The 17,269-nt window shown below is 67.9% G+C and carries 12 protein-coding genes; 6 read left to right on the forward strand and 6 right to left on the reverse strand.

What is annotated here, in order from left to right:
• Positions 1 to 1,479, forward strand: a complete 1,479-nt coding sequence (dacB, locus tag BWQ93_RS10870) for a D-alanyl-D-alanine carboxypeptidase/D-alanyl-D-alanine endopeptidase (protein WP_077030562.1) — start codon at positions 1 to 3, stop codon at positions 1,477 to 1,479.
• Here the strand turns inward: dacB and BWQ93_RS10875 are convergent.
• The gene (locus tag BWQ93_RS10875) at positions 1,476 to 3,860 is read right to left on the reverse strand and encodes a penicillin acylase family protein (protein ID WP_077030563.1); all 2,385 of its coding nucleotides are present in this window, start codon (positions 3,858 to 3,860) and stop codon (positions 1,476 to 1,478) included. The genes dacB and BWQ93_RS10875 overlap by 4 nt on opposite strands.
• A 397-nt stretch (positions 3,861 to 4,257) precedes the next feature.
• Here BWQ93_RS10875 and BWQ93_RS10880 point away from each other — a divergent pair, with 397 nt between their 5' ends.
• Complete coding sequence (locus BWQ93_RS10880; RefSeq protein WP_077030564.1) at positions 4,258 to 7,257, forward strand: TonB-dependent receptor plug domain-containing protein; 3,000 nt, start codon at positions 4,258 to 4,260, stop codon at positions 7,255 to 7,257.
• Between the two features lie 67 nt (positions 7,258 to 7,324).
• Here the strand turns inward: BWQ93_RS10880 and BWQ93_RS10885 are convergent, their stop codons facing one another.
• The 4 genes from BWQ93_RS10885 to radA are packed head-to-tail and all read right to left on the reverse strand — an operon-like array spanning position 7,325 to position 11,565.
• A complete protein-coding gene (locus tag BWQ93_RS10885) occupies positions 7,325 to 9,181 on the reverse strand; it encodes a cation:proton antiporter domain-containing protein (protein ID WP_156878353.1) in 1,857 nt (618 codons plus the stop codon).
• Between the two features lie 32 nt (positions 9,182 to 9,213).
• The gene (locus tag BWQ93_RS10890) at positions 9,214 to 9,642 is read right to left on the reverse strand and encodes an iron-sulfur cluster assembly scaffold protein (RefSeq protein ID WP_077030566.1); all 429 of its coding nucleotides are present in this window, start codon (positions 9,640 to 9,642) and stop codon (positions 9,214 to 9,216) included.
• Complete coding sequence (locus tag BWQ93_RS10895) at positions 9,639 to 10,193, reverse strand: CvpA family protein (RefSeq protein ID WP_083720814.1); 555 nt, start codon at positions 10,191 to 10,193, stop codon at positions 9,639 to 9,641. The genes BWQ93_RS10890 and BWQ93_RS10895 overlap by 4 nt, the downstream gene beginning before the upstream one ends.
• Before the next feature lie 10 nt (positions 10,194 to 10,203).
• A complete protein-coding gene (gene radA / locus BWQ93_RS10900) occupies positions 10,204 to 11,565 on the reverse strand; it encodes a DNA repair protein RadA (RefSeq protein WP_077030568.1) in 1,362 nt (453 codons plus the stop codon).
• Positions 11,566 to 11,614: 49 nt separating this feature from the next.
• On the opposite strand from radA, the gene BWQ93_RS10905 reads away from it, so the two are divergent.
• The 4 genes from BWQ93_RS10905 (at position 11,615) to BWQ93_RS10920 (ending at position 15,621) form a co-directional block, all read left to right on the forward strand.
• Positions 11,615 to 12,304, forward strand: a complete 690-nt coding sequence (locus tag BWQ93_RS10905; RefSeq protein ID WP_077030569.1) for a DUF4197 domain-containing protein — start codon at positions 11,615 to 11,617, stop codon at positions 12,302 to 12,304.
• Positions 12,305 to 12,352: 48 nt separating this feature from the next.
• Positions 12,353 to 13,003 carry a fructose-6-phosphate aldolase gene (gene fsa / locus BWQ93_RS10910; RefSeq protein ID WP_077030570.1) on the forward strand — a complete coding sequence of 217 codons (651 nt, stop codon included), beginning with the start codon at positions 12,353 to 12,355 and terminating at the stop codon, positions 13,001 to 13,003.
• A gap of 195 nt (positions 13,004 to 13,198) precedes the next feature.
• Positions 13,199 to 14,002 (forward strand): crotonase/enoyl-CoA hydratase family protein, encoded by an 804-nt coding sequence (locus BWQ93_RS10915; RefSeq protein WP_077030571.1) that lies wholly within the window; start codon positions 13,199 to 13,201, stop codon positions 14,000 to 14,002.
• Between the two features lie 119 nt (positions 14,003 to 14,121).
• Positions 14,122 to 15,621 carry an acetyl-CoA acetyltransferase gene (locus BWQ93_RS10920; protein ID WP_077030572.1) on the forward strand — a complete coding sequence of 500 codons (1,500 nt, stop codon included), beginning with the start codon at positions 14,122 to 14,124 and terminating at the stop codon, positions 15,619 to 15,621.
• Positions 15,622 to 15,757: 136 nt separating this feature from the next.
• Here BWQ93_RS10920 and amaB read toward each other — a convergent pair whose 3' ends face one another.
• Positions 15,758 to 17,248, reverse strand: coding sequence for an L-piperidine-6-carboxylate dehydrogenase (amaB, locus tag BWQ93_RS10925; protein ID WP_198040531.1), 1,491 nt, complete (start codon positions 17,246 to 17,248; stop codon positions 15,758 to 15,760).
• Positions 17,249 to 17,269: the final 21 nt, after the last annotated feature.

A 17,269-nucleotide genomic window follows, 5' to 3' on the forward strand; every position in this document is an offset into this window, starting at 1 on the left:
ATGACGCCAACGATCGCACGCTTCGCCCTCGGCTCGGCCCTCGCGCTGTCGCTTTCGCTGAGCGCTGCGAGCGCGCAGACCAGCCCGGCGCCCGTCCCCTTGCAGACCATGGTCGAACAGAAGCTCGCCGAGGGCCCGCCGGGGTCGCGCTTCGGCATGCTCGTCACCACGTTGGATGGCGAAATCCTCGTGTCGATCGCCCCCGATCAGCGCTTCATCCCCGCGTCGAACACCAAGATGTTCACCACCGCGATTGCCTATGCCGAACTGCCTTTGCTTCAGCAGACCGCCAAGGGTACCGGCGTCCGCCTCGAACAGGCGGGCGGCGCGACCGATGTCGTGCTCCACGGCCGCGGCGACGCGCTGCTGTCGAGCGCCGACGACTGCAAGACCGACTGCCTGCAAACCCTCGCCGACGCCGTCGCGGCGAAGACGCGCCACGTCCGCAACATCGTCGGCGACGACAGCTGGTTCCCCGACGAGCGCTGGAGTCCCGGCATGAGCTGGAACAATATCCAGTCGCGCTACGGCACCGGCAATTCGGCGCTGACGCTCGACGACAACGAGCTGGTGGTGAAGCTCAAGCCCGGCGCGATCGGCGCCGCGCCGACATTCCACACCTCGGGCTATTACAGCATCGACAATCAGGTCGTCACGATCGCGGGCAAGACAGAGGAGATCGAGGCCGACCGCATGCCGAACAGCCGCACCCTCCGCCTCACCGGCACCGTCGGTGCCGAGGCCGCACCGCTGACCCTGCGCTACGGCATCGACGACCCCGCGCATTATGCGGCGTGGCGCCTCGGCGAATTGCTGCGCGCGCGCGGGGTGAAGGTCGATGGCGAGATCGCGGTCCGCCATCGGCTGCTCGCCGCGACCGACAATCCCGAGAACCGCAAGGGCGCGCCCGCCACCCTGCCGACCGAGCCCGCGATGCTCGCCGAACTGCCCGCGCCGTCGCTCGCCGAGAATATGATCCGTATCAACAAGGAGAGCCAGAATCTCCATACCGAACTGATGCTGCGCCGCGTGTCGCGCCACGCGGGCAGCGGCTCGATCGCCGACGGACAGGCGGTGATGCACCGCGTAATGACCGCAGCCGGGCTGCCTGAGACCGGCTATCACTTCGCCGACGGCTCGGGCATGTCGAGCTACAACCGCATCAGCCCGCGCGCCGCGGTCGCCCTGCTCAGCTGGATATCGCGCCAGCCGTGGAGCATGGCGTGGCGCGAGACGCTGCCGATCGCGGGGCAGGACGGCACCCTCAAAAGCCGCTTCAAGGGCACGATTTTGGAAGGCAAGCTCTTCGCCAAGACCGGATCGCTCAACGCGTCGCGCGCTTTGTCGGGCTATCTCACGACCCGCAGCGGCAAGACGCTCATCTTCTCGGCGCTCGCCAACGACATGCCCGAGGACACCGACAGCCAGGCCACCGCCGCCGTCGACCGCGCTCTCGTCGCGATCGCCGAGGCGCTTTAAGCGGGGGTTAGGATTGTGCGCGCCGCGGCGTGGCGGTCCACCGCCGCCTTGCTGTACCACAAGGGCTGCATCGTCCCCGCGAGCCACAGCGGATAGAAGTCGCGGTAGCGCGGCGAGCGCGGGTCGGCCGACTGGCCGGGCAGCAGCAGGAAGCGGCTGTTGTCCCAAGCCCCGACGTCGGCGACGAACAAATAGCTCGCGCCGTGCGACACGTCGAAATTGCGGCGCGCGTTGAAACCGCGCGCCATCGGCGTGTTCCAGTCGCCGCCCGAGCGGCCGCCCATGATCTTCGGGAAGGCCGCGGCGATCGCGCGGTTCGAGGCCGCGAGGGGATGCTCGATGGTCACGCGGTGAAGGTCGCCCCATTGCCAGCCCGCGGGATCGGGCCCGCCGAGTTCGATCGCCTTTCTCCACCCGGCGACCAGCGCGCCGTCGACCAGCGCATCGCGCGCCGCGGCGGGATCGTCGCCCAGCCTTTTGTCGCGCTCCGCCAGCATGCGCAGCATCTCGGCGAGGTTGAGCGACGTCACCAGGTCGCGCGCCGCCGCGGGCACGACCCGCTCGTATACCGCAGTCGACAGCAAGGGCAGCACCATTTCGTAGAGCATGGCCGCGCCGCTGTTCGCCTCGATCCCGCAATCCCAGCGCTTGAGCAGCGCGACCGCCTGCGCCGCTTCGGCCGAGGGAGCGGCGGGCAGCATCTTGACCAGAGCGCGCGCGGGCAGCGACTGGACGTCGTGCTGCAGCGCGATGCTGTCCTCGATCCGGTGCTCGGGCTGCGCGCGCAGCACCTCGGCGCAGCGATCGTAGCGGAAGGGGTCGCTCCAGCCGAAGCTGATGATCCGCTCGCGATACGGATAATCCTTCGGCAGGTTCATCTGGTTCGCCGAGGCGAACCAGCCCTCGGCGGGGTTATAGACGTGCGGCATATCCTCGACCGGCAATATGCCCGTCCAGTCATAGTCGCCGTCGCCCGGCGCGGGGAACAGCCCGTCGTGCTTCGGCCGCCGCGGGGTGAAGCCGATCGTCTGCCAGCCGGTGTTGCCGTCGATGTCGGCATAATGGAAATTGGTCGGCGAGACGTGCAGCTTGAACGCCTGACGCAGCGAGGCCCAGTCGGTCGACAGGTTGATCGCGATCATCGCGAAACGCGCATTGGCGCCGGGCAGCATCGCGACGGTGGCGAAGGCGACCGCGCGGCCGCGCGCTGCATCCTCCGACACGATCGGCCGCCCGTTCGCATAGCGCAGGGTGACGCGCTCGGCGGGCGCGCCCTTGACGAGGATATCCTCCTCGAAACTCTCGAACGCCTTCCATTCGCCCTTGTGCCAGTAACGGCCCGGATCGCCTTCCTTCGTGCGCAGGATGAACAGGTCGGTCTGATCGATGTGGAAATTGGTGCGGCCGAAGGCGAAGCGGTCGGTGTGCCCCTGCATGATCCCCGGCAGCCCCGGCGCGCCCGCGCCGATCACGTCGAGCCCCGGCGCCGACAAATGGCACATATGCCGCGGGCTCGACCGCCCGATGCCGAGGTGCGGGTCGTTGGCGAGGATCGGACGCCCCGTCGCGGTGCGCGAGGGCGAAACGGTCCAGGCGTTGCTGCCCTGCGCGAAGCGGTCCTCGCGCCGCGCCTCGGGGTCGAACCACGCGGCCTCCTGCAGCGGCTCGAAGCCCCCCGGCCGGTTGGCGGGATCGAGCACGCCGAGGTCGGCCTCGCTCACCGCCGCGGTGTCGAGACCGTCGGGTATGGTGAAGGACCAGGCGGGGCGCAGCGGCGCCATCAGCCGGTCGGCCTCGAGCAATCCGCGCGCGTGAAGCATCGCGCGGCGTATCTCGTCGTCGGCGTCGCCCATGCCGATACCGCGGCCCCGCACCAGGTCGCGCACATCCCAGCGCAGCGGGCTGATCCCGAGGATGCCATATTCGAGCGGCAGATGCGACGGGTCGGCGGCCAGCTCGTCGATCCGCGCGTTCACGCCCGCGATATAGCCCTTCGCGCATTCGAGCACGTCGGCCGGTATTGCCGCCAGTTCGGCGTCGATATCCCCGCGATAGAGGAAGAGCCGCGCCGCCTTGTCGGCCGCGACGAAGCGCGGCCCGAAGGCCTCGGCCATGCGCCCCATGTCGCGCCGGCGCTCCATGTCGATCTGGAACAGCCGGTCGCGCGCGACCAGATAGCCCTGCCCGAAAAAGGCGTCGTGCTTCGACGCGGCGCGGATATGTGGCACACCTAGTTCGTCCTCGACCACCTCGATCGGCGCGCGCGCGCCGGCGAGCTTGATCTTTTGCGTGCCGCCCTTCACCCGCGGTTTGGCGAACAGGCTGCCCGGCATCGCGACGAACGCGGCGGAAGCCAGCAAGAATGCGCGGCGCTGGATCAACAGGCCCTCCCCGAAAGTGAATGACGATCGCGAACCAAAACCCTATCGCAGCCCCCCGGCGCGGCCCCATAACAAGCGGGGCGCCGCCTATAACTGCAAGCTATCCGCGTGATGGCGCCGCACGGCAACCCTATGCCCCCAGGCTATATGTCTATATCGCAAGGTTAGCAGCGGAGCAGTTGACCGGCTGCAACCACCCTGTAACCTCGCCGTCACGAAGCCGGACATCCGCGGCCCCCGGTCGCGGCCTTTGCCGGCCGGTTACGGTGACTATCCAAGAAAATAACGGGACGGGGCGACGCTCCGCCAGGCGGACAGGTGGGACGACAGGGCGAACCAGAGCACGCGGCAAGCGACGTGCGGTTCGACCTCCAGGGCAACAAAGGGGACGGTAGAAATGCGTAATATTGGACGAGTTCGTGGGTCGCTGGGCCGCAATATCGCCTTCGGCGCGGCGATGACCGCGCTGGCGCTGGTTCACAGCGTCCCGGCCATGGCGCAGGAAACGCCCCCGCAGGAAGAAAGCGACGAAGCGGCCTCGGGCGATCAGATCATCGTCACCGGTTCGCGCATCGCGCGCGACGGCTTCAAGGCGCCGACCCCGGTCATCGTACTGACGCAGGAGGATATTCAGAACACCTCGCCGTCGAACAATATCGCCGACTTCGTCAACCAGCTGCCCCAGCTCGCGGGCTCGACCAAGCCGGCCAACTCGCGCCTCAACATCTCCAACGGCTCGGCGGGCATCAACGCGCTCAACCTGCGCAACCTCGGCGAGAGCCGCGTGCTCGTGCTGGTCGACGGCCGCCGTTCGGTCGGTTCGACGATCTTCGGCTGGGTTGACATCAACACCATCCCGCAAGCGCTGATCGAACGCGTCGAGCTGGTCACCGGCGGCGCGTCGTCGGCCTATGGGTCGGACGCAGTCACCGGCGTCGTCAACTTCATCCTCAACAAGAAGCTGGAGGGGATTCGCATCACCGGCGACGTCGGCATCACCCATGTCGGCGACGGCTTCAACTATTCGGGCAGCATCGCGGGCGGCAAATCCTTCGCCGACGGCCGCGGCCATTTCGTCTTCAACGCCGAGATCGCGCATCAGGACGGCATCTACGAAGTCGATCCGAACGACCGGCCGTGGAACCACAAGGGCTATCTGGCCTTTGCCAACCCGGCCTATACCGCAACCAACGGCCAGCCCGCCTTCATCACCTTCCGCGAAAATGCAGGGCAGACCAACCAGGCGCCCGGCGGCTTCATCACCGGCTCGGCGGGCAACAACAACGGACTGCGCGGCCTCTATTTCGGCCAGAACGGCCAGGTCATCCCGTTCCAATATGGCTCGTTCAACTCGCCCGCGCTGGGCGGCGCGGCCGCCGTCACGCGCACGGTCGGCGGCGACTGGCGCGTCAACGATTCGGGCCGCCGCATCGGCCTTGCGCCGAAGGACGATCGCTACGGCTTCTACGGCCGCCTCAGCTTCGACGTCTCGGACGGCGTGACTTTGTTCGCCGAGGGCTCGTTCAACAAGCAGGAAGTCTTCTTCAACGCCGGCCCGAACCTCGGCTCGGCGACGCTCAACACCACCGGCTGTACGGTCGTCCCGACCCCGATCACCTGTAACGCCTTCGCGCTGCAGACGCTCGGCGCGCAGCGGCTCGCGGGCGTCACCAGCGTCAGCATCACGACGACGGCCGCCGATCTTCCCTTCCGCGGCATCAACAACAAGCGCCAGGTCCAGCGCTATGTCATCGGCGCCGAGGGCGAATTCGACGCCTTCGGCAAGTCGGCGCGCTGGGACGTCTATGGCCAATACGGCCGCTCCGACGTGCGCGAACAGCTGCGCAACATCATGCACGTCGCCAAGATGACGGCGGCCACCAACGCGGCCTTTGCGCCGGCGGGCAATGCCGGCGGCTATGCGGTTGGCTCGATCCAGTGCTTGATCAACGTCGATGCCGACCCCCTCAATAACGACGCCGCCTGCGTGCCGCTCAACCGCCTCGGGATCGGCGTCGCGGACCCGGCGGCGATCGACTATGTGCTCGGCGATCCGTTCCGCAAGCAGGTGCTGGAACAATATGTCACCGGCGCCAACCTGTCGCTGACGCCCTTCGCCACCTGGGCAGGCGACGTCAGCATCGCGATCGGCGGTGAATATCGCGAAGAGAAGATCCGCGGCAGCGTGCCCGCCGAGTTCCAGCCGATCATCAATCCCAACGGCACCACCTCGAACCGCTGGTCGGTCGGCAACTACCTGCCCTTCCGCGGCAGCTATAATGTGAAGGAAGCCTATCTCGAAACGCTGATCCCGCTGGGCTTCGGGCTCGAATTCAACGGCGCGGTGCGCGCGACCGACTATTCGACCTCGGGCTATGTCACGACGTGGAAGCTGGGCGCGACCTGGGCGCCGATCGACGACATCCGCCTCCGCGTCACGCGCTCGCGCGACATTCGCGCGCCGAACCTTAACGAGCTGTTCCAGGCCGGCACCGCGAACAGCGATTCGGTGCGCAACCCCGCCTTCACCCCCGACCTCGCCAATGGCCCGCAGTTCTTCCCCTATTCGGGACTGACCACGGGCAACCCCGCGCTCGAGCCCGAAAAGGCCGATTCGTGGAACATCGGCGGCGTGATCACCCCGCGCTTCCTGCCGGGCTTCCAGGCGTCGGTCGATTATTTCCGCATCGATCTGGAGGATGCGATCGACTCGATCAGCGCGCAGGAAGTGGTCAACCGCTGCAACGAAGGCATCCAGGCCTTCTGCGACGCGATCACCACCGATCCGGTGCGCTCGACCCCGACGACGCCCTATCTGCTGATCCGCACCCAGCCGTTCAACTATGTGCGCCGGCTGGTGCGCGGCATCGACTTCGATGCCGCCTATCGCCTGCCCGTGGGCGAAAACAGCAGCATCACCTTGAAGGGCACCGCGACGCGCTACATCGAGAATCTGTCGGAGACCGGCATCGCCGGGACGACGCCGGTCAACACGGTGGGCGCCAACGGCGGCCAGTTCAGCACGCCCAAGTGGATCTTCCGCGCCAATGTCAATTATTCGACCCCGACCTTCTCGGGCACGGTCACCGGCCGCGGCGTCAGCTCGGGCAAATATCTGGCGAACGCGATCGAATGCACCAGCGGGTGCCCGACCTCGACCAGCCAGTTCCCGACCTACGACAACAACCGCGTCAAAGGCACCTTCTACGTCGACCTCAACCTGACGCAGAAGATCAAGGTCGGCGGCGCGTCGGAGGCCGAATTCTTCTTTAACGTCACCAACCTGTTCGACGCCAACCCGCTGCTGCTCCCCGAAACGGGCCTTGCCGCGAACAGCACCTTCTCCGACCTGCTCGGCCGGACCTATCGCGTCGGCGTCCGCTTCAAGCTCGACTGACGCCAAGGCAAACCGAAGCGAAGAGGGGTGGACGCGAGTCTGCCCCTTTTTTCCGCTCGCTCGCTTCCTAGTGTAAGGCGGCGGCTTCTGCCTCTTCCTTCGCCAGCTTTGCCGCGCGCCGCGTCTCGCGCAATTTTTCGAGGATGCTTGTCCCCTCGCGGCTGCCACCCGGCTGGAAACGATGGTCCATGCCCGCCGACAGGTCGCCGCCCGCCATCTGCGCGCCGAGCCGAACCTCGTCGAGGTGGCGCAGCGCAGCCTCGACATCCTCGATCTCGCGCGCGTCGATGTCGAGCTGACGTAGCGCCATCAGCCCCAGCGCGATCGAGCTTTCGAACACCTCGCGCACCGCGCCGCTCGCGCCCGCGCCGTCGATCGCGATCAGCTGACGGCGGTCGAACACGCGGGTCAGGACCCGGGCGTGCGGAAAGGCCTCGACCACGGGGCGCAGCGCCTCGGCGTCGACGCTGCGGTCGTCGATGCAATAGACGATCAGCTTCGCCTCGTCGGCACCCGCGCGGCGCAGGAGATCGAGCCGCAGCCCGTCGCCGAAATAGACCTTGGTGTCGAAACGCTCGGACAGCTCGATCTGGCTCGGCTTCTTGTCGATCAAGGTCACCGAACAGTCGACCGCGTGCAGCATCTGCGACACGATCTGCCCGAAGCGACCGTAGCCGATGACCAGCGCCGACCCGCGCGGCGCATGTTCGGGGCCCGCCAGCTCCTTGCTGCTCTTGTCGGGGGCGAATTCCAGGTTGCGCGCGAAGAGCATCAGGAAAGGCGTCGAGACCATCGACAGCGTTACCACCGCGCTGAACAGGCTCGCCGCCTCGGGCGCAATCAGCAGCGCGTCGGCGGCCTGGGTGAATAGCAGGAAGCCGAATTCGCCGCCTTGGCTGAGCAGCAGCCCCAGCCCCAGCGCCGCGCGCCAGCCCATCCCATAAATCCGCGCGATACCGGTGAGCACCGCGACCTTGACCGCCACCAGCCCGGCGGCGAGACCGAGCACCAATAGCGGCCGCTCGAGCACGGCATCGACGTCGAGCACCATGCCGACCGCGAGGAAGAAGAGCCCGAGCAGGATCAGGCGGAAGGGTTCGACATCGGCCTCGATCTCGTGCCGGTACGGCGAATCGGCGAGCATCACCCCCGCGATGAACGCGCCGAGCGCGGTCGACAGGTGCAGGCTGTGCATGAACGCCGCGCTCGCCAGCACGACGAGCAGGCCGACGACGACGAACAATTCACGCTCGCCGTAGCGGCCGACGAGCCGCAGCAATGGGTTGAGCACGAAACGCCCGACGAGCACCAGCGCCGCGATCGCGCCGACCGTGTAGAGCGCCATCTGCCACCCCGGCGGCGCCGAGGGATCGGCGGGCGCGCGCGACAGCGCCGCGACGATGGTGATCATCGGTACGATCGCCAGATCCTGGAACAGCAGGATCGAAAAGGCCTTTTCGCCGAAGGGCGAGTTGATCGTGCCCGAACTCTTGAGGCTGGGCAGCACCTGCGCGGTCGACGACAGCGCGAGCGGCAGACCCAGCGCGAGCGCCGCCTGCCAGCTGAAGCCGAGCGTGGCGAGGATCAGCGCGGTCAGGATCAGCCCCGATATCACGACCTGCGCCATACCCAGCCCGAAGATCGCGCGGCGAAGATCCCACAAGCGCCGCGGATGGAGTTCGAGCCCTACGAGGAAAAGCAGGAAGGCGATGCCGAGCTCGGCGAAGGCGAGCTTCGATTCGCCGCCGCCGACGAGCCCGAGCCCGTGTGGCCCGACCAGCGCACCGGCGATCAGATAGCCGAGCACCGCGCCGAGCCCCAGGCGACGGAAGATCATCACGAACAGGGTCGCGACCCCGAGCAGGATCGCGCCTTCGAAGAGCAAGGTGTCGGTCGCGGTCTCGCCCGCCTTTTCGGCGGCGATGTTCGACGCCGCGGTAGCGAACAGCAACAGGCTCACGCCCGCGCCGCCTGCGGTTCGAGCGCCGCGATCGCCGCGTCGAAGGGCAGCAGGATCGCGCCGTGCCGCGCGGGATAATCCTTCGCCGGCGCGAGCAGGTCGAAACCGGGCCAGTCGGGCCGCGCGCCGCTGCCGCCGAACCAGCCCGCGATCGCCGCGCGCGCCGCGCGGATTTCGGCGAGCCCCTTGCCCGCCGCATGGCGCGCGAGCAGCGACGCCGACGCCTGCCCGAGCGCGCAGGCCTCGACATGCATACCGACCTTGGTCACGCGCCCGGCATCGTCGGTGTCGAGATCCAGCAGGATGCGGCTGCCGCAGAGCGGCGCGCGCAACGAGGCATGATGGCGCGCGCCCGGCAGCGGCAGATATTCGGCGGTCGCGACCGCCAGCGACAAGATGTCGCGGTTATAGAGCGGCGCGCTCATTTCGCGCCCGCGGCGGGTACGTCCTTGCCATTGGCCTCGGCCTCTCGCGCCGCGGCGCGGCGCTCGGCGATCACCTTGCTCATCGCCGAACTCGTCGCATTGAGCGCCGGATAGGTGCGGCTGGCGGTCATCCACGCAGGGCGCTGTGCATTGCCGTATCCGATGTCGTAGAGGAGGGTGATCAGCATGAAGCCGATCGTCGCGATCAGCAACCCCTTGATCGCGCCGAAACCCGCGCCGAGCCCGCGGTCGAAACCGCCGACGATCGACGCGCGGCTGCGCTGTCCCATCGCGCGCGATCCCCATTTGGCGAGCGCAAACACGCCGCCGAACAGGATCACGAAGGCAAGCACGGCAGCACCGCCTTCGGTGCCGACCCAGCCCGCGACCAGCCCGGTCACCGTGCCGTGGAGCAGCCGCACCGCGAGGATCGCGAGCACCCACGCAAGAAGCGTCGTCACCTCCTGCACCAGCCCGCGCGAAAAGCCGAGCACCGCGGAGCCGCCAACCAGCAGCAGCACGAGCACATCCAAAGCCGTCAAACTTCCCATGTGCCGGTCGCTAGTCGCGCCCGAGCATCAGGTCAACGAGTTCGCCGAGCCGCGCAAAACCGGTGACCGAAATCCCGCCGACGCCCTTCATCCCCTTCGGCCCCCAGCCGGTCGAAAAGCCGAGCTTCGCCGCCTCGCGCAGCCGCAGGCCGTCGTGCGAAACCGGGCGCACCTCGCCCGACAGCGACAGCTCGCCAAAGACGATCGCATCAGCGGGCACCGGCCGCTCGCTGAACGCCGAGATCAGCGCCGCCGCGACCGCGAGGTCGGCGGCAGGATCGGTGAGCCGATAGCCCCCCGCGATATTGAGATAGACCTCCGCGCCGCCGAGTTGCAGCCCGCACCGCGCCTCAAGCACCGCGAGCACCATCGCCAGCCGCCCGCTGTCCCAGCCGACCACGGCGCGCCGCGGGGTCGCCCCGCTCGCCAGCCGCACCGTCAGCGCCTGCACCTCGACCAGCACCGGGCGCGTGCCCTCCAACGCGGGGAACACCACCGACCCCGGCACGTCGCGGCTGCGGTCGGTCAGGAACAGGCTCGAAGGGTTGGCGACCTCGCCCAGCCCGCCCTCGCCCATCGCGAACACCCCGATCTCGTCTGTCCCGCCGAAGCGGTTCTTGACCGCGCGCAGGATGCGATATTGGTGGCTGCGCTCGCCCTCGAAGGCGAGCACGGTGTCGACCATATGTTCGAGCACGCGCGGCCCCGCGATCGTTCCGTCCTTGGTGACATGGCCGACGAGCACCAGCGCGGCACCGCTGTCCTTGGCAAAGCGGATCAGTTCCTGCGCCGAGGCGCGCACCTGGCTCACCGTCCCCGGCGCGCCCTCGATCAGGTCGCTGTGCATCGTCTGGATCGAATCGATGACGACGAAGTCGGGGTCGCTGCCGCCGAGCGTAGCAAGAATGTCGCGCACCGAGGTCGCGCTCGCCAGCTGCACCGGGGCTTTGCCGAGGCCCAACCGCTGGGCGCGCAGCCGCACCTGCGCCGCGGCTTCCTCGCCGCTGATATAGACCACTGCCTTGCCCGAAAGCGCCAGCCGTCCTGCCGCCTGCAATAGCAGCGTCGATTTGCCGATCCCCGGATCGCCGCCGATCAGCGTCGCCGACCCCGCGACGAAGCCGCCGCCCATCGCCCGGTCGAATTCGGCGATGCCGCACAGCATGCGTTCGGGCATGACGCTGTCGGCGTCGAGCGATTCGAGCGCGATCGTCCGCCCGCCCTTGCTGAGGTCGTGCTTCGCCGAAAAGGCGGTCTCGCCCGCTTCCTCGATCAATGTGTTCCACTCGCCGCAGTCGGCGCATTGCCCCTGCCAGCGATAGGTGACAGAGGCGCAATTCTGGCAGACATATTGACGCTTCGCTTTGGCCATGCCGTTCGCTTAATCGGAACAAATGCGGAACGCTAGAGTTTTCAGGAGAATGACGATAACCGCCCCCATCACCGATCGCCGGACGTTGCTGTCGGGACTCGCACTCGCGCCCATCCTCGCCTTGCCCGGCTGCGCCAGCCTGCCGGGTTTCAGCCTAACCGAGGCGATCCGCGAATTGCTCACCCTCTCGTCGCAGCGTGCCTTCGCTTTGCTCCTCAAACCGAACGGTTTCTACGACAGCCAGGTCGCACGCATCGACCTGCCGCCGCAGCTCGGCGGCAGCGGAGCTTCGTCGATCGTCGCGCGCGTGCTGCTGACAGGCGCCTTCAAGACGCGGCTAACGAAGCAGGTCAACAGCGCCGCGCGCGAAGGCGCCGAGCGCGCCGCGCCGCTCGTCGCCGACGCGATCCGCAGCATTAGCATCGCCGACGCCGCGGCGATCGTGCGCGGCGGCCCGACCGCGGCGACCGACCTGCTCGAACGCGCGATGGGCCGCAGCCTCGTCGGCGCGATGTTCCCGGGCATCGACCAGGGGCTGCGCCTCGCGGACAATGCCGTCGTCACCGAAGCGCTGCGCGCCGCGACCGGCATCGATTTTCGCGGGCTGGTGCAGGACGTCAGCGACCGCACGCATGACAGCATCTACCGGGCGATCGCCCAGGAAGAAGCCGCGATCCGCGCCAACCCGCGCGAAACCGGCAGCCCTCTGCTCACCGCCGTCTTTGGCCTCGCGCGCTAGGCCGCTATAGGCACCCTCACGAATCGACCTCCCAACAGGAAGCCCGCCATGAAATTCTTCGCCGACACTGCCGAAATCGCCGACATCCAGGAACTCGCCGCGACCGGCTTGCTCGACGGGGTGACCACCAACCCGTCGCTGATCGCCAAGTCGGGCCGCGATTTCAAGGAAGTGACGCGCGAAATCTGCGCGCTGACCACCGGCCCCGTTTCGGCGGAGGTCGTCGCGCTCGATCACGCGACGATGATGAAAGAGGCCGAAGTCCTGCGCAAGATCGCACCCAATGTCTGCATCAAGGTGCCGCTGACGATCGACGGACTTAAAACGTGCAAGGCGCTGACCAGCGACGGTACCATGGTCAATGTCACGCTCTGCTTCTCGGCGGCGCAGGCGCTGCTCGCGGCGAAGGCCGGCGCGACCTTCGTCTCGCCTTTTGTGGGCCGCCACGACGACAATGGCTTCGATGGCATGCAGCTCATCTCCGACATCCGCCTGATCTACGACAATTATGGTTATGAGACCGAAATCCTCGTCGCCAGCGTGCGCCACGGCATCCACGTCCTCGAAGCCGCCAAGATCGGCGCCGACGTGATGACCGCGCCGCCGTCGGTGATCAAGGGGCTGTTCAAGCATATCCTGACCGAGAAAGGCATCGAGGGCTTCCTCGCCGACTGGGCGAAGACCGGCCAGTCGATCTGATTCCAATGATCCTCCCTGTCGTGAAGCGATGGGGAGGTGGCAGCGCGAAGCGCTGACGGAGGGGCTATGACGCGGCCCCTCCACCATCCGCTTCGCGGACGGTCCCCCTCCCCACCGCTTCGCGACAGGGAGGATTACAGTTGACGTAAACGTCAACCTGCGCCGATACTCTCCCGCGACAAAGGGAGAGATCCGATGACCGACACCGCCGCCCCCGCCGTCCTCAGCGAACGCCGGGGCCATATATTGATCATGACGATCAACCGGCCCGAGGCGCGCAACGCGGTCAACGCCGCGGTGCATGTCGGCATCGGCACCGCGCTCGAGGAAGCCGAGAACGACCCCGAAATCCGCGTCGTGGTGATCACCGGCGCGGGCGAGAAGAGCTTCTGCGCGGGGGCCGACCTCGTCGCGCTCTCGCGCGGCGAACATCTCGCGCCGAAGGATCCGGCGCAGCAGGCATGGGGCTTCGCGGGCATGGTGTCGCATCCGATCTCGAAGCCGATTATCGCCGCGGTCAACGGCTTCGCCTTCGGCGGCGGCTGCGAGATCGCGCTGATGAGCGACATCATCGTCGCCGCCGAGCACGCGCAATTCGGCCTGCCCGAGGTCAAGGTCGGGCTGTTCGCCGCGGCGGGTGGCGCCTTCCGTCTCGCGCAGCAGCTGCCGCGCAAGCTGGCGATGGAATATATGCTGACCGGCGACCCCATCCCCGCCGCGCGCGCCGCCGAATATGGGCTGGTCAATCACGTCGTCTCGCTCGCCGACCTGCTCCCCACCGCGCTCGCGCTCGCCGAGAAGATCGCGGGCAACGCACCGCTGTCGGTGCAGGTGTCGAAGCGCGTCGCGCTCGGCATCCAGGACGGCCGCATCGCCTCCGATGCCGCCTATTGGGAGCACAACACGATCGAGCGGAGCGCGCTGATGCGCAGCGAAGACGCCCGCGAAGGCCCGCTCGCCTTTGCCCAGAAGCGCAAGCCCGAATGGAAGGCGCGCTGAGATGATGACCGCCGGCGCCCTCCAATGTCCGTTCGCATCGAGCGAAGTCGAGATGCCCATCGGCTCGGCGCTTGACTTCGGGTCGTCTCGACTTCGCTCGACACGAACGGAGAATCTGGATGACTGATCCCGAGCACATTCCCGTCATCATCGGCGTCGGCCAGGTCAACGACCGGCCCGAGGACCCTGATCAGGGGCTCGATTCTCTCGGCCTGATGGTCGCGGCGCTGAACGTTGCGGCCGAAGATGCCGGCGTCTCGCTGACGGAGCTCGACAGCCTCGCGATCGTCGACCAGATCAGCTTCCACAGCCTCGGCAAACTGCCCGAACCGCTCGCCGCCGCGATCGGCGCCAGCCCCAAGATCAACTACCAGTCCGACGCCCCGCACGGCGACACCCCGATCCGCCTGCTCAACGAAGCCGCGAACCGCATCGGCGCGGGCGAGGTGAAGCTCGCCGCAATCGTGGGCGCCGAGGCGCTGCGCACCGCCGCCGGCCGCGCCGCGAAGGCCGCGAAGGGCGAGGACAAAAGCTATAACGCGGTGCGCCAGGTCGCGACGCGCCGCGAGCCCAATTATGCGCAGGTCCACGGCCTGTCGGCGCCGGTCGACGTCTACCCGCTCTACGAAAACGCCACCCGCGCCGCCTGGGGCCAGAGCCTCGCCGAAGCACAGGACGAGAGCGCGCAAATATGGTCGCGCTTCTCCGAAGTCGCCGCCGCCAACGACGGCGCGTGGATCCGCAAGCCCGCATCCCCCGCCGACATCCTCCGCGTCGATGAACGCAACCGCCCGATCGCCTTCCCCTATTCGAAGCTGATGGTTGCCAACTCTTCGGTGAACCAGGGCGCCGGTTTCATCGTCACCAGCCTCGCCGAAGCGCGCCGCCGCGGCATCGCCGACGAGCGCCTGATCTACGTCGGCATGGGCGCCGCCGCGAAGGAGCCCGCGAGCATCCTCCACCGCGACCGCTACGACGGCAGCGTCAGCATGGAGACGAGCATTACCCGCACGCTCGACCTCAACGCCATGACCGTCGACGACTTCGACTGCGTCGAACTCTACAGCTGCTTTCCCTGCGTGCCCAAGATGGCGCGGCGCATCCTCGGCTGGCCGTGGGATCGCCCCGCGACGGTGTTCGGCGGCCTGACCTTCGGCGGCGGCCCGATCGCCAATTATATGAGCCACGCGGTGGTCTCGATGGTCGAGAAGCTCCGCACCGAGGGCCGCACCGGCTTCCTCTTCGCCAACGGCGGCTTCGCGACCGACAATCATTGCATCGTCCTGAGCAACGCGCCGATCGCTGCCGCGCGTTTCCCGCAAGACTTCGACTATCAGGCCGAAGCCGAGGAAAAGCGCGGACCCGTCCCCGAGCTGGTCAAGGATTACGCCGGCCCCGCAACGATCGAAAGCTACACCATCTTCTACGGCCGCGACGGCGCGCCCAAGGCCGGCGTCGTCGTCGCCCGCACGCCGGGTAACCAGCGCACGCTGGCGCATGTGGATGTCGGCGACGCCGCGATGCTGACGTTCCTGACCGACGGGGCGGCCGAGCCGGTCGGCACGGCGGGCGCGGTGGTGGCGCTCGGCGAAGATCGTTTCGGCTGGCGGGCGGCCTAATCCTCCCCGCTTGCGGGGAGGGGGACCGTCCCAAGGATGGTGGAGGGGGCGGTCGGCCTAGAGCAGCGTAGCCCGAGGACGCCAACCCCCTCCGTCAGCGCTTTGCGCTGCCACCTCCCCACTAGTGGGGAGGACCCTAAATCTCGAAACTCACCCCCTGCGCCAGCGGCAGCGCGTCCGAATAATTCACGGTGTTCGTTGCGCGCCGCATATATTGGCGCCAGCTGTCCGAGCCGCTCTCGCGCCCGCCGCCGGTCTCCTTCTCGCCGCCGAAGGCACCGCCGATCTCCGCCCCGCTGGTGCCGAGATTGACGTTGGCGATCCCGCAGTCGCTGGCCGCCAGAAACCGCTCCGCCTCGCGCATATCGTTGGTGAAGATCGCCGACGACAGGCCGGCCGCGACCGCATTATGCTGTTCGATCACCGCGTCGAGATCGTCGTAGCGCATGACATAGAGGATCGGTGCGAACGTCTCTTCGAGCACCGGCCCGACCTGCCCCGGCATCTCGACCAGCGCCGGGCGCGCATAAAAGCTCGCGCCCTCGCCGACGCGCTCGCCGCCCGTCACGACGCCGCCCGCCACCTTCGCCGCGGCCAGCGCCTCCTGCATCATCTCATACGCCGCACGGTCGATCAGCGGCCCAACGAGCACATCGCCTTCCAGCGGATTGCCGACGCCGACGCTCGCATAAGCCGCCTTCAGCTTGGCGACGAAGCCGTCGTAGATGCTGTCGTGGAGGAACAGGCGCCGCGTCGTCGTGCAGCGCTGCCCCGCTGTCCCCATCGCCCCGAACGCCACCCCGCGCAGCGCGAGGTCGAGATCGGCCGACGGCGCGACGATCACGCCATTGTTGCCGCCAAGCTCGAGGATCGGGCGCGCAAAACGCTGCGCCAGCCGCGGCGCCACCGCGCGGCCCATGCGCGTCGAGCCCGTCGCCGACAGCAGCGCCACGCGGCCGTCGTCGACCAGCGCCTCGCCCGCCTCGCGCCCGCCGATCAGCAGCTGCGACAGCCCTGCCGGCGCATCGCCGAAGCGTGCCACCGCGCGTTCGAAAATCGCCTGTGTCGCGAGCGCGGTCAGCGGCGTCTTTTCGGACGGCTTCCAGACCACGCTGTTGCCGCACACCAGCGCGAGCGCCGCATTCCACGCCCACACCGCCACCGGAAAGTTGAACGCCGAAATCACCCCGACGACGCCCAGCGGATGCCAGACCTCCATCATCCTGTGTCCCGGACGCTCGGTCGCGATCGTCAGGCCGTAAAGCTGGCGCGACAGCCCGACCGCGAAGTCGCAGATGTCGATCATCTCCTGCACTTCGCCCGCGCCCTCGGACGGAATCTTGCCCGCCTCGATCGTCACCAGCTTGGCGAGGTCATCCTTCGCCGCGCGCAACTCCTCGCCGAACAGGCGCACCAGTTCGCCGCGGCGCGGCGCCGGCACCTTGCGCCAGGCGCGAAACGCCGCGGTCGCACCGTCCAGCGCCTCCTCGATCGCCCCGGCATCGGCGACGCGCACCATCGCCACCTGCTCGCCGGTCAGCGGCGTCACCGACGGCATCGATCCCTCGGTCCACGTGCTGCGATCGACGCCGAGTCCATCGAGCAGCGCCGCGACCTGCTGGCCCATATCCGTCATTATCTGTCCCTT

The sequence above is a fragment of the Sphingopyxis sp. QXT-31 genome (assembly GCF_001984035.1).
Lineage (GTDB): Bacteria > Pseudomonadota > Alphaproteobacteria > Sphingomonadales > Sphingomonadaceae > Sphingopyxis.

Excerpts from the sequence above, each read along its gene's own strand:
- amaB (WP_198040531.1), bottom strand. The coding sequence starts at position 17,248 with ATGGGCCAGCAGGTCGCGGCGCTGCTCGATGGACTCGGCGTCGATCGC.
- BWQ93_RS10920 (WP_077030572.1), top strand. The coding sequence starts at position 14,122 with ATGACTGATCCCGAGCACATTCCCGTCATCATCGGCGTCGGCCAGGTC.
- fsa (WP_077030570.1), top strand. The coding sequence starts at position 12,353 with ATGAAATTCTTCGCCGACACTGCCGAAATCGCCGACATCCAGGAACTC.
- BWQ93_RS10915 (WP_077030571.1), top strand. The coding sequence starts at position 13,199 with ATGACCGACACCGCCGCCCCCGCCGTCCTCAGCGAACGCCGGGGCCAT.
- BWQ93_RS10895 (WP_083720814.1), bottom strand. The coding sequence starts at position 10,193 with ATGGGAAGTTTGACGGCTTTGGATGTGCTCGTGCTGCTGCTGGTTGGC.
- radA (WP_077030568.1), bottom strand. The coding sequence starts at position 11,565 with ATGGCCAAAGCGAAGCGTCAATATGTCTGCCAGAATTGCGCCTCTGTC.
- BWQ93_RS10880 (WP_077030564.1), top strand. The coding sequence starts at position 4,258 with ATGCGTAATATTGGACGAGTTCGTGGGTCGCTGGGCCGCAATATCGCC.
- BWQ93_RS10890 (WP_077030566.1), bottom strand. The coding sequence starts at position 9,642 with ATGAGCGCGCCGCTCTATAACCGCGACATCTTGTCGCTGGCGGTCGCG.
- dacB (WP_077030562.1), top strand. The coding sequence starts at position 1 with ATGACGCCAACGATCGCACGCTTCGCCCTCGGCTCGGCCCTCGCGCTG.
- BWQ93_RS10905 (WP_077030569.1), top strand. The coding sequence starts at position 11,615 with ATGACGATAACCGCCCCCATCACCGATCGCCGGACGTTGCTGTCGGGA.